The sequence below is a fragment of the Bradyrhizobium sp. GCM10028915 genome, assembly GCF_042666195.1.
Classification (GTDB): Bacteria; Pseudomonadota; Alphaproteobacteria; order Rhizobiales; family Xanthobacteraceae; genus Bradyrhizobium; species Bradyrhizobium canariense_D.
In genome coordinates, this window is sequence record NZ_JBHTFN010000070.1 from 1 (window position 1) to 13,516 (window position 13,516).

Genomic DNA, 13,516 nt, shown 5'->3' on the forward strand with positions numbered 1-13,516 from the left:
GACTCGCCCTCCTTGTTTGAGGCTCTACCCGGTCCATCCGGGCAACCCTCGTCGCAACATCGAGGGTGAGTCGCCTCATTTTGTGGGGGGACATACAGTCTAGCGGAAGTTCGAGCCGAGGCACGCGGAAAACAAATGGTCAGTAAATTGGAACCTGCCTCCTGGGCGAGGGTTTGAGCCGCGTTGTTTCTGCGTGCTTGAGAGGAATACCGGCGATTTCGCTCCAGAATGGCCTTGGGAATAGGCTGCTGGCGGCAACGCCGCCAGCGGACCTTAACTTGCTCGCGCCCTACACCCAGAAAACGTCGTTCGACCTTGATACTGTACTGGTGCGAACGGGAGATGAGTTCAAGCTGGTCTATTTCCCCCTCAGCGGGGCCATAGCGTTCCTAGTTGAAATGTCGGACGGACGCATTGTCGCGTCAACTCTCATGGGCTCGGAAGGGGCGGTCGGCGCTCTCTCCGTCCTAAGTCCCTCACGCTCCCCAGTCACAGCAACTGCCTACGTCCTTGGAGCCGCGCTCCAGGTCCCTGTTTCGCAATTGCAGCTTGCTTATGAGCAAAGCGACACGATCAGGCGTGTTCTACGGCTCCATCTCCGCACACAATTGTTGCAGCTTAACAACGCGGCAGCTTGCAACGCGGTGCATCCGGTGGAGTGCCGCATGGCTCGATGGTTGCTTGCGATTCACGACCACACCGCAGAGAGCGGAATCCAGCTAACGCATGAGGCGCTCGCACAACTTCTCGGGGTCCGCCGAACGACCGTGACGCTAACGATGGGCAGACTTCAGGCCGCGGGCGGCGTCTTATCGGACCGACGCGGAATGCTAGACATCGACCGAAGGCGGCTCGAGAAGATCGCTTGCGAGTGCTACGCCGTGATGCGACACAGAATCAAGCGCATGTATGACAAGGAGCTGGTGGCCGCCTGATCCGCGAAAGTGAGCCGCCGCTCTTTGTTTGACTGGACCTTCGTGCTTGCCTGCGGCTCAGTAACGGCCGACGGTCGCGGTCTAGCGGTAAGTAGCTCACGTTCACCACGCCCCGACAAGCATTAGACCGATAATGGTCAAACACGAGACGCAAGCCACCGTTACAGTGTAGCATTCTGGGGTGTTCATAGTTGCCTCCCGAGCTGTTGCCTGTCACTGCTGCGCCGGGAGAGGCCGCCTGTCTCGGGGCCGCTGTTCGGCACGCCTGTGACCGGTTCGGTGCGGTGTGTTGGTCCTGTCGTCGCTGCTGTGATCCGCAGGATTGTAATCCCACATGTCTGGAGCTTCAGGGCGTTCAGCTGGGATCAGAAGCTGCTTTCGCATTTCAGCGAGGCAGGCGCGGCAATATTCACGATAGAGCAGGTCGAATATGGCGGGCATCGTCACCCCCACCGTTTGAGTGTCAGTGTCAGATCTTTCCACCGCGATCTTCGCGTGATTGTAGCCACTTCAGACGGCTCTTCGATGTGAGCCCGTTCGCAGACTGCACCAGTTCCAAGCTCAACAGCCGATTGGTTGACCTGATTGTCTGCCCGAAAAAACAAAGTCACGCTAACACAGACTATAGCAGCTCATTGTTTCAGGAAAACTTCGTCAAACAACTCCAGGGCGCCGAACGCCAACGAAAATCCAACCACAGCGCGAATAACTTTACCACTGAGTGAGAGCAACATTCGTTGCAAGCCGACCGAGTATGAGGACAGCATTCTTCCACGCGTTGGCCGACGGCGGCTTCGTAGCCAGCGGCACGCGTGACGCCGCGCTCACCACCGCCTCGGCAGAAGTGAAGTGTATCAGCGGCTGGTCCGGCGTGGCGACGTCGTTTTCCGACGTGAGCCGGTGCTATGCCGGGCAGGGCGTCGTTCCTCGATTTCCGGTGTTGGCCCATCTGCGACCTCGGAGCCCACCCGCTCTTTGGCCGATGTTGGCGGCAAACCGGACATCAGGCGGCCGCCGCTTCATGAGTACGTGCCCTAGTACGGCGCCGGCGAAATAGTTTGAGCTTGTGCATGTGAAACTTGGGGCGTGCCGATTACGGCCGATTGCGGCACGTGCAATGGGACACCGGCCCCGGCTGTTTCTTCCCAACCTGGCTGGGGTCTACGCGCCCTGCAGAAAACTGTCAGCACTGTTGGCTGTTTATTTCGAGCGACGCCGTAACGCAGTTCGCTATATGGTTTCGTTCCCGGTTTTTACATCACCGACTGCCGGGCGATCATAAGAAAGCTGCTCCGCAAGTTTATGCTTTGGACTTTGCCGTCGTCGCCGGGTGTTCCGGGATTGTATGAAATACATATTCATCGCGGTCGGCTGCTGGCTGCTGCTGAACCTGCTCTACATTCTCATAGTCACTCCGCCACGTAGGTCGCTCTGGCCTAGACAGCTCGCTCGCACCATTGCTGCGGTCAAGCGACTCATGCAACGCTGACGGCAGCCACCTACCTGAAGGGAGTGAACTCGGGAGTGGCGCCATTCCACCCATAGATCGAATGCATCCGACATACGGCTCACCTCCTTGGCTTGACGCGAAATGGACTGTCGATGGAGAAGGCGTCCGGCGCGATCCCGCTCTCGATGCGCTTCCAGGTCACGGGCGCTGCGATCGGAAATCCCTCGCGCGCTCGCGGGGAATAGGTGCCGATCGCCGTCGTCCCGCGGCCATTGCGCAGATAATCGAGGAAGATGCGGCCGCGACGTTTTGATTGCGCAGACAGAAGGTAGCGGTCTGGATGACGCGCTGCGAGCGCGGAGACGAGCTGATGCGCGATCCGATGCGCCTTGTCGTGCAGCATCGGCTGAGCCAGTGGCGCCATCAGATGAATTCCTTTGCCGCCCGTGAGCTTGGGCCAGGTCTCGAAACCCTCGCACTTCATCAGCGTGCGCAGATCGAGCGCGGTCTCCACGACGGCCTCCCAGCCGACGCCCTCGCCGGGATCGAGATCGATCACGATACGGTCGGCATGTTCGAAGTCCTCGACGGTCGCATTCCACGGGTGCAGCTCGACAGCGCCGATCTCGACGAGACCAAAGAGGCCATCGAGGCTGTCGACCCACAGGCGCGTTCCCTGGCCGCCCTCCCGCTTCTGAATACGAAGCTGGTGCACGGCCGCCGGAATGTCCTTCGGCAGCGGCCCCTTGTGGTAGAAGGTGGTGCCTTGCACGTGGCGCACCAGCTTGAGCGGGCGATGGCCGAGGTGCGGGAGGGCCTTCTTCCACACCCTGCGCCAGTAGTCGGCGAGTTCTTCTTTGGACGGTGCAACGGCTTCGGGCAGAAGCTGCAGGATGTTCTCTCTGGGGACGCCGAGCTTCGGGCGGCCGGCCGCGCAGGGCACGAGGCGCGGCGCCTTGACCTTGCGCACCGCAAGATCATCGCGAAAGCCTTTGAACACGGCCTCGCGAAGCAGGCCATCATCGGTAAGCGCGCCATACCGGACCTCGATTTCGAGGATCGGATCGACCCAGGTCGCCTTCGGCTTTTTGACTGGCACGTCCAGGGGAGACGTCTTGCGGATCAACGGATCGAGCCGCTCGCGCAATTCGCGCGCGGTCGTCTCGGTGTAGCCGGTCCGCACCTTGCCGGCATAGAGCAGCTTGCCGTTCTCGCGCCGGCCGACGTAAAGCGAGGCCACTTTCCGGGGGCGCGCCCCTAACTTCTCCACGAACGCGACGATCGGAAAGGCGTCGCTCTTCTTGCACTTGAGCTTGATCCAGCTCTCCTGTCGGCCCGAGCGATAGGGCTCGCCGAGCCGCTTGCCGATCAGGCCTTCCAGCCCCAGCTGGCACCCTTTTTCGAAGATTACGTTGCCGTCGCCCGCAAGCGCCTCGACGTACATGAACGTCTCGGGCGCGTCCTTCAGAAGCCGCTGCAGCAACCGCTTGCGCTCTTCGTACACGACGCCACGCAGGTCATAGCCGTCGAGGTACAAGAGATCGAAGGCGTGATAGCGCACGCGCTCGCTTTGCTTCGGGCCGAGCTCTCGCCTGAGCTGCTGGAAATCCGGCAGGCCGCCACTGCCGTACACCACGGCCTCGCCGTCGATGACCAAGCTGTTTGCTTTGAGTTTGGCCGCGCCCACCGCGATCGAGGAGAACTGTTCCGTCCAGTCCAGGCCGGTCTTCGAATAGACCTTGGCGTCCTCATCTCCCCGGTGCAGTTGAGCGCGGTAGCCGTCGGCCTTGATCTCGTAGACCCAGTCCTTGCCGCGCGGCGGATTCTCGCGCAGCGTGGGATCACACGGCTCGATGTAACCAGGAATCGCAACTTTGGTGGCGCCATGGACACGCGATACTCCCCAACGAGACTGACGCAACGCCACGGCACACATGGCGATTCAACGCCGTCGCGCTGATTCGTTCCGTTCCGCGGAGGCCGCTTGACGGCCTCGCCAGCGCGGCAGGTCGAGGAGGCCAAATCCGACGAAACCGGGTGGTCGCGCTACGTCTGCACCAGGATATTCCACTTGCGCGTCGGTCTCCCGACAGGAGCACCGGGCCTTCGGCGGAGCTCATGATCGTACCGGCAGGCCGAACCCGCGCCCCGAGCAGGTGCGCTCGATGTTACGGGATGAGTTCGTCGGGCTCTGGACGCGGCGCCGCCGTGTCGGCGCGGCGCAGCGGCGGGCCACGAACATCGCCGCGCTCGCGGGGTGGTGGGCGCGTGGACAGGTCCCGGCCGATCGCGGCTCGCAGCTCCATCAGGTCGGTGAACACGTCCGCCTGCCGCCGGAGTTCGTCCGCGATCATCGGCGGCTGGGTCGCCATGGTCGACACCACGCTCACCCGTACGCCTCGGCGCTGCACCGCCTCCACCAGCGAACGGAAAGTGCCGTCGCCCGAAAACAGAACCATTTCGTCGACGTCGCCGGCCATCTCCATGGCATGCACCGCGAGTTCGACGTCCATATTGCCTTTGACCTTGCGCCGTCCGAACGAGTCGACGAACTCCTTTGTCGGTTTGGTCACGACGGTGTAGCCGTTGTAGTCAAGCCAATCGAGCAACGGCCGGATCGAGGAGAATTCCTGATCCTCGATGACAGCCGAGTAGTAGAAGGCGCGGAGCAGGATACCTCGGCTCTGGAATTCCTGCAGAAGGCGCTTGTAGTCGATGTCGAAGCCAAGGCTTCGGGAGGTGGCATGAAGATTGGCGCCATCGATGAACAGGGCAATCTTGCTGGGCGAGGACGACATGTTGGCAGGCCCGAATGATCCCGGCGGAAGCACCGCTCCCGCTTGGCGGATGGTTTGCTCAAAGATGGAGTTTGGGCACGGGGCGGCCTTGGCCCGCCGCTCACTCGCATTCTGCGTTGCGGCAAGAACGTGAGCTCCGACGGAGCAAGGCTATATCCAAGAATTCGAGCTTTCAAATCCTTTTTCATGAACAGTTGAACCAGGAGCCTGCTGCAAAGACAATGCAGTAGGGGACGCCGTGAATGCCGCACGAATTGCCGCTCTTCGAAATCCACCTCAGGCGGCGCCGCCGGGCATGCAGATGGTGTCTCTGCACGACTGATGGGCAAACCATCATGCAAGGCTCGGAAGCCAACCGGCCGGCTGCCCGGTACCAGGCCAATCGGGCGCTCTTTCTGATGCTGCTCGCTTCCGGGAGTCGCTCGGCAGGCCGCGAAGACCCGTCGCGGAGTCGCTCGCGCCGAAGCGCCTGATCACCCGGGAAATTGCCCGCAAGCGGGCCGACAGCTCGTTATCACGCAATCGCCCGTCGAGCGACGTTCATCGTCACTTGAACGCCCTTGTTCGGCGCGGACTCGACCTTGAAGTCCGGTTTCGCGTTTTCCCTCAAGGTCTGCACGATCAGCGCGCCGATCTTTCCCGGGATCGGCCATGTAATGCCCTCAGGCAACCCGACTCCGTCGTCCGCGATGACCACGCGATACCGGTCTTCGCTCTGGCGCAGACATTCGATCGTGATCACGCCGTGGCCGCGGCCTTCGAAGGCATATTTGAAGGAGTTGGTCAGCACCTCGTTCACAACGAGCCCCACCGACAGCGCGGTGTTGACCGAAACCGGGGCATACTCCGTCTTCTGCTCGAGCCGAATTCCCTGGACGGCGCAGGTGTTCATGACCGCGGCGGCGATCTGGCTGAGGTAATGGCCCAGATCGACCTCGTCGCCGGCGGCCTCGTTCGACAGGGCCTGATAGAGCAGATGCAGGGATTCGATGCGGCCGGCCAGCGTGTGCAAGTCGACCCTCTCGCCCCGTCTTTCGTTGCGTGCTTCGAGCCGTATGAGGGCGACGATCAACTGAAGATTGTTCTTCACGCGGTGCTGCAGCTCGCGCAGCAGGATGTCCTTGTCGCGGATGCGGCGCGCATACTCCTCACGCTCGGCACGCGCCCTGTCGGTGATGTCGATCAGCGCCGCGATGCGATAGTTCTCGGTCCCGTCCTCGTTTTGAATGAGACCGGAGAAGGCCTCGACCAGGAGCGGTCTAGGCCGCTCCGCCCGGAAGGTGCCGAGAAACTCTCCTCCGTCCTTCAGCACGGCCAGATCCAGCGAGACGTTCGGATCGCTTTCGTCCGTGAACCCGGCCAGGATCGACCAGCCCTTGCCGGCGCAGTCTTTCGCGTCCTGGCCGAAGAGCGTTTCGAATTCCTTGTTCGCGTAGCAGATGCGCTGGTCGCCGCGGAAGAATTTCGAGACTGGCATCCTGCTCGATGGACGGCGCATTGGTATGATGCGCTCATCGTCAACATGGCCCTACCACCCTGCTGGACGTCTTCGAGGGCCACAGCATCTCGGGTGGAATTCCTACGAGGTCGAATTGCCCCAACAGCTTGTTGTCGGCCGCCAGCTCGCGTTCGCCCTGGAACACACGTACCGTGACGGCATTCTGATTGTCCTCTGCCGTCGAGAACACCTGGCTGCGTTTTGCGGGAATTGTGGTGTTGCGGTTGATCAGCTTCGTCATCACGCCGCCGAGCGTCTCGATACCCAGGGACAGGGGAGTGACGTCGAGCAGCAGCACGTCCTTCACGTCACCCTGCAGCACGCCGGCTTGAATGGCGGCCCCGATGGCCACGACCTCGTCGGGGTTGACGCCCTTATGCGGCTCGCGCCCGAACAAGGCCTGGACGGTCTCCTGCACCTTGGGCATGCGGGTCTGGCCGCCAACCAGCACGACTTCATCGATCTGACCAGGCTCCAGACCGGCGTCCTTCAGGGCAGCCCGGCATGGTGGAATGGTTTTCTGGATGAGGTCGTCGACGATCGCCTCCAGCTTGGCTCGCGTCAGCCTGATGTTGAGGTGCTTGGGTCCGTGCTGGTCCGCGGTGATGAACGGGAGATTGACATCTGTCTCTGTGCTACTCGACAGCTCGATTTTGGCCTTCTCCGCAGCGTCCTTGAGACGCTGTAACGCCAGGCGGTCGTTCCGCAGCTCGATGCCACTTTCTTTCCTGAATTCATCTGCGAGGTAATCGATAATGCGCTTGACGCCCCTGTGCTGGAACTCCTCGATCTCTTGCTCGCGGCACGAGCGGCATCGGCCTCGCCGGCGCGATGAGGACGGCGCGCCGCCGATCGCGCACGCCCAGACTGTCTCCCAGCCCTACATTGTCGCGCTGATGACCGAAGCGGCCGCACTGAAGTCCACGGACAAGGTGCTCGAAATTGGAACCGGTTCAGGCGCGCGGAGCTCAGTGAACTGCGCGGATCGGACGGCGGACGGGCTTCCGCATCACGCAGCCCGTGCACTTTCTCCGGGTCTTGCAGAGCATACGGTCGGAAGCTTGGACAAGGGAGCCGTGCCGCCGTCGAGATCGATCAGCGCATCAATGGCCTCATTGAGCTCCGAGGCCGCATCCGACTGCATGCCTTGCTTCGCGGACGCTACGAGGCGGTATGCGTCTAACGCCCACCGGCGGAGCAGATCTCGCTTCTGCTCCTCGCATAATGTCGGGTCGCGCAGAACCTCGCTCGGTCGCGTATAGCGATCGCAAGTTCGACCTGCACGCTCTCCTCGGCCGCTAGGCCTTTTGCGGCCGCAGGTTGAGGTGGCTTTCTGGCGACGGCACTCGCCGAAGCGCGTAGCGCGTCTTGCCGGTCGCCACACCCACTGCCGGATTGTCTGACATTTGGGATCTTGTTCGGCATAGAATCCTCCCGATACAGCGGGAGCAGGGGTCAAATGGTATCAGTCCCAATACACCTCCAATGGCGTTGCGCCGCTGGGTGTCTGAGCCAAACGCCGGCGAAGGGCGACAAGCAACTAGTGAGCAGCCAAGGAATTTCAAGAAGGACACCAAGCCTCATTACTCCACAAGATTTCCGAAGCCTGAGGAGTTTGCCTGCAGAAACTTCTCGGGAGCGGGTTGGCTATGCCGTCAGCCGCCGTGCCTTTTGGATGAGCAACTGCCGCAGGCGTTGAGGGTCAGGCATCCCCACAGGTCCGTCGTCCCCAACATGATTGGGCTGCCATCCAGGACCTGGAGGGCGCGTCCGCAGCGAGCGGCCCCTTCAGCCGCCGTGCGGCGGAGCCGTCTGCGAGTTGGCCCCGAATCCACCTAGGATCACGCGGGGGCGGGCGCCCCCTGCGCACCGGCAAATGATGGGTCCGCGATCCAGCCAAAGGTCACTCCTCATACTCTTGAATCGGTGTCGCCGTAGGCGGGTGCTCGCCGACGCCCCCCGTTACTACCCCCAACTTGTATCGTTGTGTTGGGCAAGAGCGAAACGCCCGGGCGGCCGGCAGGCACGGCGAGGATCGCAGGATACGTGAGGTGTAACTTAGCGTGCGATAAATTCGCATCTAGAATTTGCGCGGGTTGTCGTTCTAGGTCCTCGTTTGTCTCAGCCACAACACACAGTTCGTACGCGCGGTGCCGATTACTGTTCTCGGCCACGAATCGGATCGGAGTTCGAGTCCCTCCCGCCATGCCAGATTGAACAGCCGACGGCATTAGGGACGACAAGGTGGGTGCAACGGACCAAGACAATCGATTGGCGGCGCGTCTTGCGCATTGTCTCACGGACGTGTATTACAGCCTCAGCAAGGCAGCGTGAAAAGCACGATTTTTCATAGGGTTACGTAGGAGTCTTCGGAGGTTCGATCCCTCCCGCCCCAGCCAGATGTCAAGCTGTTGAGTTCATTCGGTAAGCAGTTTCACTTTGGGCGCGTTTGGAAACACAGATTTTAAGGCTCGGTCCAGAATCGAACTAAACGGCGTGGCCATGCTGGCTTATCTCCGAGGCTTCCATCCGAACATATACCGCGGAAGCTGGTCGGGCAGGCCTGTTTTGCCCTCATCGTAGAATAGGGTGCTACGGCGAACGAAGCGGACAACCGGTCCAGATGCGCATGTGCGGAATTGCAGCCGTGCCGCAGTCGGCCCGGCCGGTGGCCTCGGGCGCGGTCGTTGCCCCGTTACCGGGGACCATTACGACTGCAAATCGCGTGGCCTTCGTTTCCTTGGCCGACCGGAACGATATAGACCCCGCACTTCCTGCTGTTGAAAGAGCTCCGCGCAGACGCCACGCAGCCATTGGCTTGCCGGGTCATGATGGAAGCGGGCGTGCCAATATTGCTTCACGGTGAAGCCGGCAATCGGCAGCGGGCAGTCGAGCACGCGCAGTCCGTAATAGTGGGCCAGGGTTTCGCCAATGTGCCTTGGAAGCGTGGCGATCAGGTCAGTCGTCCCGACGATTGCGGGTAGTCCCAAAAAGCCGGGTAGCTCAAGCGCAACGTCAAGGACTATTTTCTGCTCCTGCAGCGCGCCCGCGAGCAACTGATGTCCAGTGCCGGAGCGAATGAGGACGTGTGCCTCACGCCTGAAATCCTTTGCCGTGATGCGGTTGCGGATCCGAGCATGTTTTGCGTTCGCAAGGCATACCCAATCCTGCGGAAACAGCGCCTGTTGGAAGTGTCCAGCATCGAGATCCGAGATGTAGCCGAGCGCCACATCGGCTTCACCGGATTGCAGCATGCGTGGGGTGTCGGCGCCGATCTGTGTCGCCTCGATACGAACGCCTGGGGCAACACGGCGGACGTGGGCGAGAATGGACGGAAGCAGCGTGACGTGGCTTCCGTCCGTCATGCAGATGGCAAAACGGCGCTTTGCGGTTGTCGGATCGAAGTCGGTGCGAAGCTCGGCAAGGCGACGCAACATTTCCAGCGCCTGCCTCGCGGTGCCGATGAGAGCCTCGGCGCGCGGCGTCGGCAGCATGCCCTTCGCTGACCGAATGAAGAGCGGATCGTCCAACTCCTTTCGCAGGCGCGCCAGCCAGATTGAAATGGTCGGCTGGCTTTGACCGAGCCTCTCGGCTGCTTTGGTGACGCTGCCCGTGGCGAACAGTGCGTCAAAGAGCCGGAGGAGGCGCGGCTCCAGCAGGCTCGTCTCGGAAAGGTCCTGATGCTTCATTGCGAGCTACAATAATGGATATAAGGATCATAGCATATCCAAATACAGGGCAGCCTGCTAGCACGCTCCCGACTCCGAGAATGGCGCGGGAGAAGCGTTCGGATGAGGATCTGCTTTATCGGAGCGGGAGCCTTGGGCTCGACCATCGGCGGTACGCTGGCGTGCGGCGGGGCCGAGGTCTGGCTGATCGATCCGTTCCAGGCCCATGTCGGCGCAATCAATGCAGGTGGCCTGCGGATACTCGAAGATGGCGCCGAGACCGTCGTGAAGGTCACTGCTTGCACCTCCGCGGCTCAGGTCGGCGTAGAAGCGGACCTCGTCATTATCCTCGTCAAATCCTACCACACGCGGGATGCCATCCGTGCCGCGGCGCCGATCATCGGGCCCCGGACGGTCGTGATGTCGCTTCAGAACGGTCTTGGTCACGAGGACATCCTGTCGGAGGAGGTTGGTCGTGACCGGGTCATGGCGGGCAAGACCTACGTCGGCGGTGTGCTGCTCGGCCCTGGGCATGTTCGTTCCGGGGTCGTCGGCAAGGAGACCATCATCGGCGAGCTTGATGGGCGCTTGACAGAACGTGCGCAGCGAATCTCCGAGACCTTTAATCGTGCCGGCATTCTCACGCTGCTCAGCGACAATATCTTGGGCACGATGTGGGACAAGTTGTTCATCAACGTCGCCGGAGGAGGAATTACCGCAGTTACCGGGCTGACTTATGGCGGCCTGTATTCGCTACCGGTTCTGGAAGATTGCGCGCTGGCCGCAATCTCGGAGGGCATCTCGGTCGCGCAAGCTGCCGGCGTGAAGATCTCGATTACCGATCCGCGACGCGCCTGGACGATGGCGTCCGCCGGACTTCCGCCCGAGTTCAAGACGTCGATGCTGCAGAGCTTGCAGTCCGGCAATCTGACCGAGGTTGACTACATCCACGGCTCCGTCGTGCGTTGGGGCGCCAGGCTCAACGTGCCGACCCCCGTCAATTCCACCCTCGTCGCGCTGGTCAAAGGCATCGAATACGCCCGCAGCGACTATCCTGGAAGGTCTTGAGACAATGTCATTGCCCCGCGCTTATGTCGAACACGTCGCGATCCGTGTGCCGGACGTTGATCGTCACGTCGACTTCTTTCGTGAGGTGCTTGGTCTCGCCAATCGCGATGAGCAACCCGCCGATGGTACGCGCCCGCGTCAGGTTTGGGTGCTCGGAAGCGTGCAACTCATTGAAGATCCGAATTTCGTCGGACCAGAGGGGCGTCTCGCCCATCTCGGCATCATGGTCGACGATTACGAAGGTGTACTCACCCGTGCCGCCGCCTGGGGCGCCAAAGCGTTGCCCGCCGGGCCGAACTGGCTCGAGCTGCCGGGCGGGCTCAACGTCGAAATCTTGCAAGCCAGCGCAGGCGCCGTGGAAGCCGCCCTGGCGATCAATCCCCGTGCCTAGAGGAAGACGCGATATGACAGATGAGCGCTACTGGGACGATGCCAAGGTCGGCGATGAATGCGTTACGCCACCGGTGACGGTCACAGAAGGAATGGTAAATGCCTACGCCGAACTGACGGGCGATTTCACGCCGGTCCATGTCGACGAGGAATACGCCAAAACCACACCGTTCGGCACGCGCGTCGCGCACGGGCTGTTTGGTCTGTCGCTGGCTGACGGTTTGAAGACCCGTGCCGACTACCGCTTCCTTCCGGGAATGTCGCTGGGCTGGACGTGGGATTTCAAGCTGCCGATCAAGCTCGGGGACACCGTGCATGTGAAGTTCCGCGTTGGTTCAATGCGCGGCACAAAGAGGGATGGGTGGGGCATCGTTGTGCTGCCTTCGGAACTCGTCAATCAGCGCGGCGAGGTCGTTCAGCTAGGTGAGCATCGACTGATGATTCCGATGCGCCCGAAGACCAGCGCCGGAGGAGAGCGGGGATGACCGCGCAAGATCTGCCGCTCAAGGGCATTCGCGTCATCGACTATAGCCATTTCCTGGCGGGTCCGTTCATGGGCCGTTGCCTCGCCGCGATGGGCGCGGAGGTCATCAAGGTGGAGCGTCCAAAGGGCGGCGACGCAGGCCGGGCCCATGGATATTTCAAGGACGGACAATCCGGCTATTTCCTGCAGCAGAATATGGGGAAGCAGGGACTTTGCATCGACCTGCGCGACGAGCGTGGTCTCGATATGATGATGAAGCTGGTCGAAACGGCCGATGTCTTCATCGAGAATTACCGACCCGGCGCACTCGAACGTCTCGGGCTCGGCTACAAAGCGCTATCGGCGCGGAATCCGAGGCTGATCTATTGCTCGGTCTCCGCCTATGGCCATACCGGTCCCTATGCCGATCGTCCGGGCTTCGGCTTGATCGCTGAGGCGATGTCGGGTGCGCTGGCGCAATTGGGCGATCCCGGCGAACCGCCGCCGCTACTGCGGATGCCGCTGGCCGATATGTACACTGGCATTCATGGCGTCGCTGCTATCAATGCGGCGCTGGTTGGCCGTGCGTCGTCCGGGCGCGGCCAACATATCGATCTGGCGCTGTACGATTGCATGGTCTCGATGCACGACTATGCGGTTCAGCGTTACTTCCTCTCGGGCGGCGCTGACCTGCCGAAGCAGACCGGCAGCGGACAGCCGGACTCGACCGTTTACGGGGTCTTTCCGGCCAAGGACGGCAATCTTGTCATCGCTGCGCAAGTCGATGATGCGTGGCGACGATTGGCGAGCCTGATTGGAGGAGACACGCTGGCATTGGACGAGCGTTTCGCCAAGCCCGCCGCGCGGAACGCCCATTATGCTGAAGCCATAGAGATTGTGCGCAACTGGACGCTATCGCAGCCGTCTCGAGATGCGTGTCTTGCGGCACTCGAGGAAGCAGGTGTGCCGTCCGCTCCCGTGCAGACCATCGAAGAGGTCGTGAGGGATCCGCAGATCCATGCGCGCGGCATGCTGGTGGAGCAGGAGCATCCGGTGCTCGGCAAGGTAACGCTGCCGAACCTGCCGTTCCGGTTCTCCGATTGCGACACCACGGTGCGCACTCCGGCCCCGCTGCTTGGACAGGACAATCGCAGCATTGCCGCATCGCTGGGGCTGTCGGCCGAAGCCGTCGACGCGATGGTTCGCGACGGCGTGCTTTACAACGAAGTTGCAGTGCAGGAGTGAG

10 protein-coding genes and 1 pseudogene are annotated in these 13,516 nt (G+C 61.6%); 6 read left to right on the forward strand and 5 right to left on the reverse strand.

The features are described from left to right. The first annotated feature begins 278 nt into the window (after positions 1 to 278). A complete protein-coding gene (locus ACFQX9_RS33430; RefSeq protein WP_377791630.1) occupies positions 279 to 935 on the forward strand; it encodes a Crp/Fnr family transcriptional regulator in 657 nt (218 codons plus the stop codon). Positions 936 to 2,503: 1,568 nt separating this feature from the next. On the opposite strand, the gene ligD is transcribed toward ACFQX9_RS33430, so the two are convergent. The 4 genes and pseudogenes from ligD to ACFQX9_RS33450 form a co-directional block, all read right to left on the reverse strand. After that, positions 2,504 to 4,321 carry a DNA ligase D gene (ligD, locus tag ACFQX9_RS33435; RefSeq protein ID WP_018460435.1) on the reverse strand — a complete coding sequence of 606 codons (1,818 nt, stop codon included), beginning with the start codon at positions 4,319 to 4,321 and terminating at the stop codon, positions 2,504 to 2,506. Positions 4,322 to 4,553: 232 nt separating this feature from the next. Then, entirely contained in the window at positions 4,554 to 5,183 is a 630-nt protein-coding gene (locus tag ACFQX9_RS33440) for an NYN domain-containing protein (protein ID WP_204511995.1), read from the reverse strand. Between the two features lie 514 nt (positions 5,184 to 5,697). Continuing rightward, positions 5,698 to 6,660: a sensor histidine kinase gene (locus tag ACFQX9_RS33445; RefSeq protein ID WP_377791631.1), complete on the reverse strand. Its 963-nt coding sequence runs from the start codon at positions 6,658 to 6,660 to the stop codon at positions 5,698 to 5,700. A gap of 91 nt (positions 6,661 to 6,751) precedes the next feature. After that, a pseudogene (locus ACFQX9_RS33450) lies at positions 6,752 to 7,441 on the reverse strand (Hsp70 family protein); the annotation flags it as partial. On the opposite strand from ACFQX9_RS33450, the gene ACFQX9_RS33455 reads away from it, so the two are divergent. Beyond that, the gene (locus ACFQX9_RS33455) at positions 7,437 to 7,943 is read left to right on the forward strand and encodes a protein-L-isoaspartate O-methyltransferase (RefSeq protein ID WP_083926605.1); all 507 of its coding nucleotides are present in this window, start codon (positions 7,437 to 7,439) and stop codon (positions 7,941 to 7,943) included. The pseudogene ACFQX9_RS33450 and the gene ACFQX9_RS33455 sit on opposite strands and share 5 nt — an antisense overlap. Before the next feature lie 1,446 nt (positions 7,944 to 9,389). Here the strand turns inward: ACFQX9_RS33455 and ACFQX9_RS33460 are convergent. Next, a complete protein-coding gene (locus ACFQX9_RS33460) occupies positions 9,390 to 10,370 on the reverse strand; it encodes a LysR family transcriptional regulator (protein WP_085350533.1) in 981 nt (326 codons plus the stop codon). 102 nt (positions 10,371 to 10,472) lie between these two features. On the opposite strand from ACFQX9_RS33460, the gene ACFQX9_RS33465 reads away from it, so the two are divergent. The 4 genes from ACFQX9_RS33465 to ACFQX9_RS33480 are packed head-to-tail and all read left to right on the forward strand — an operon-like array spanning position 10,473 to position 13,515. After that, entirely contained in the window at positions 10,473 to 11,417 is a 945-nt protein-coding gene (locus ACFQX9_RS33465; protein WP_204511992.1) for a ketopantoate reductase family protein, read from the forward strand. Positions 11,418 to 11,421: 4 nt separating this feature from the next. Further along, on the forward strand, positions 11,422 to 11,808 hold the full coding sequence (locus tag ACFQX9_RS33470) for a VOC family protein (protein WP_026234029.1): 387 nt from the start codon (positions 11,422 to 11,424) through the stop codon (positions 11,806 to 11,808). Between the two features lie 13 nt (positions 11,809 to 11,821). Then, positions 11,822 to 12,292 carry a MaoC/PaaZ C-terminal domain-containing protein gene (locus ACFQX9_RS33475; protein ID WP_085350536.1) on the forward strand — a complete coding sequence of 157 codons (471 nt, stop codon included), beginning with the start codon at positions 11,822 to 11,824 and terminating at the stop codon, positions 12,290 to 12,292. Then, positions 12,289 to 13,515, forward strand: coding sequence for a CaiB/BaiF CoA transferase family protein (locus ACFQX9_RS33480; RefSeq protein WP_377791632.1), 1,227 nt, complete (start codon positions 12,289 to 12,291; stop codon positions 13,513 to 13,515). The genes ACFQX9_RS33475 and ACFQX9_RS33480 overlap by 4 nt, the downstream gene beginning before the upstream one ends. Position 13,516 lies beyond the last annotated feature (1 nt).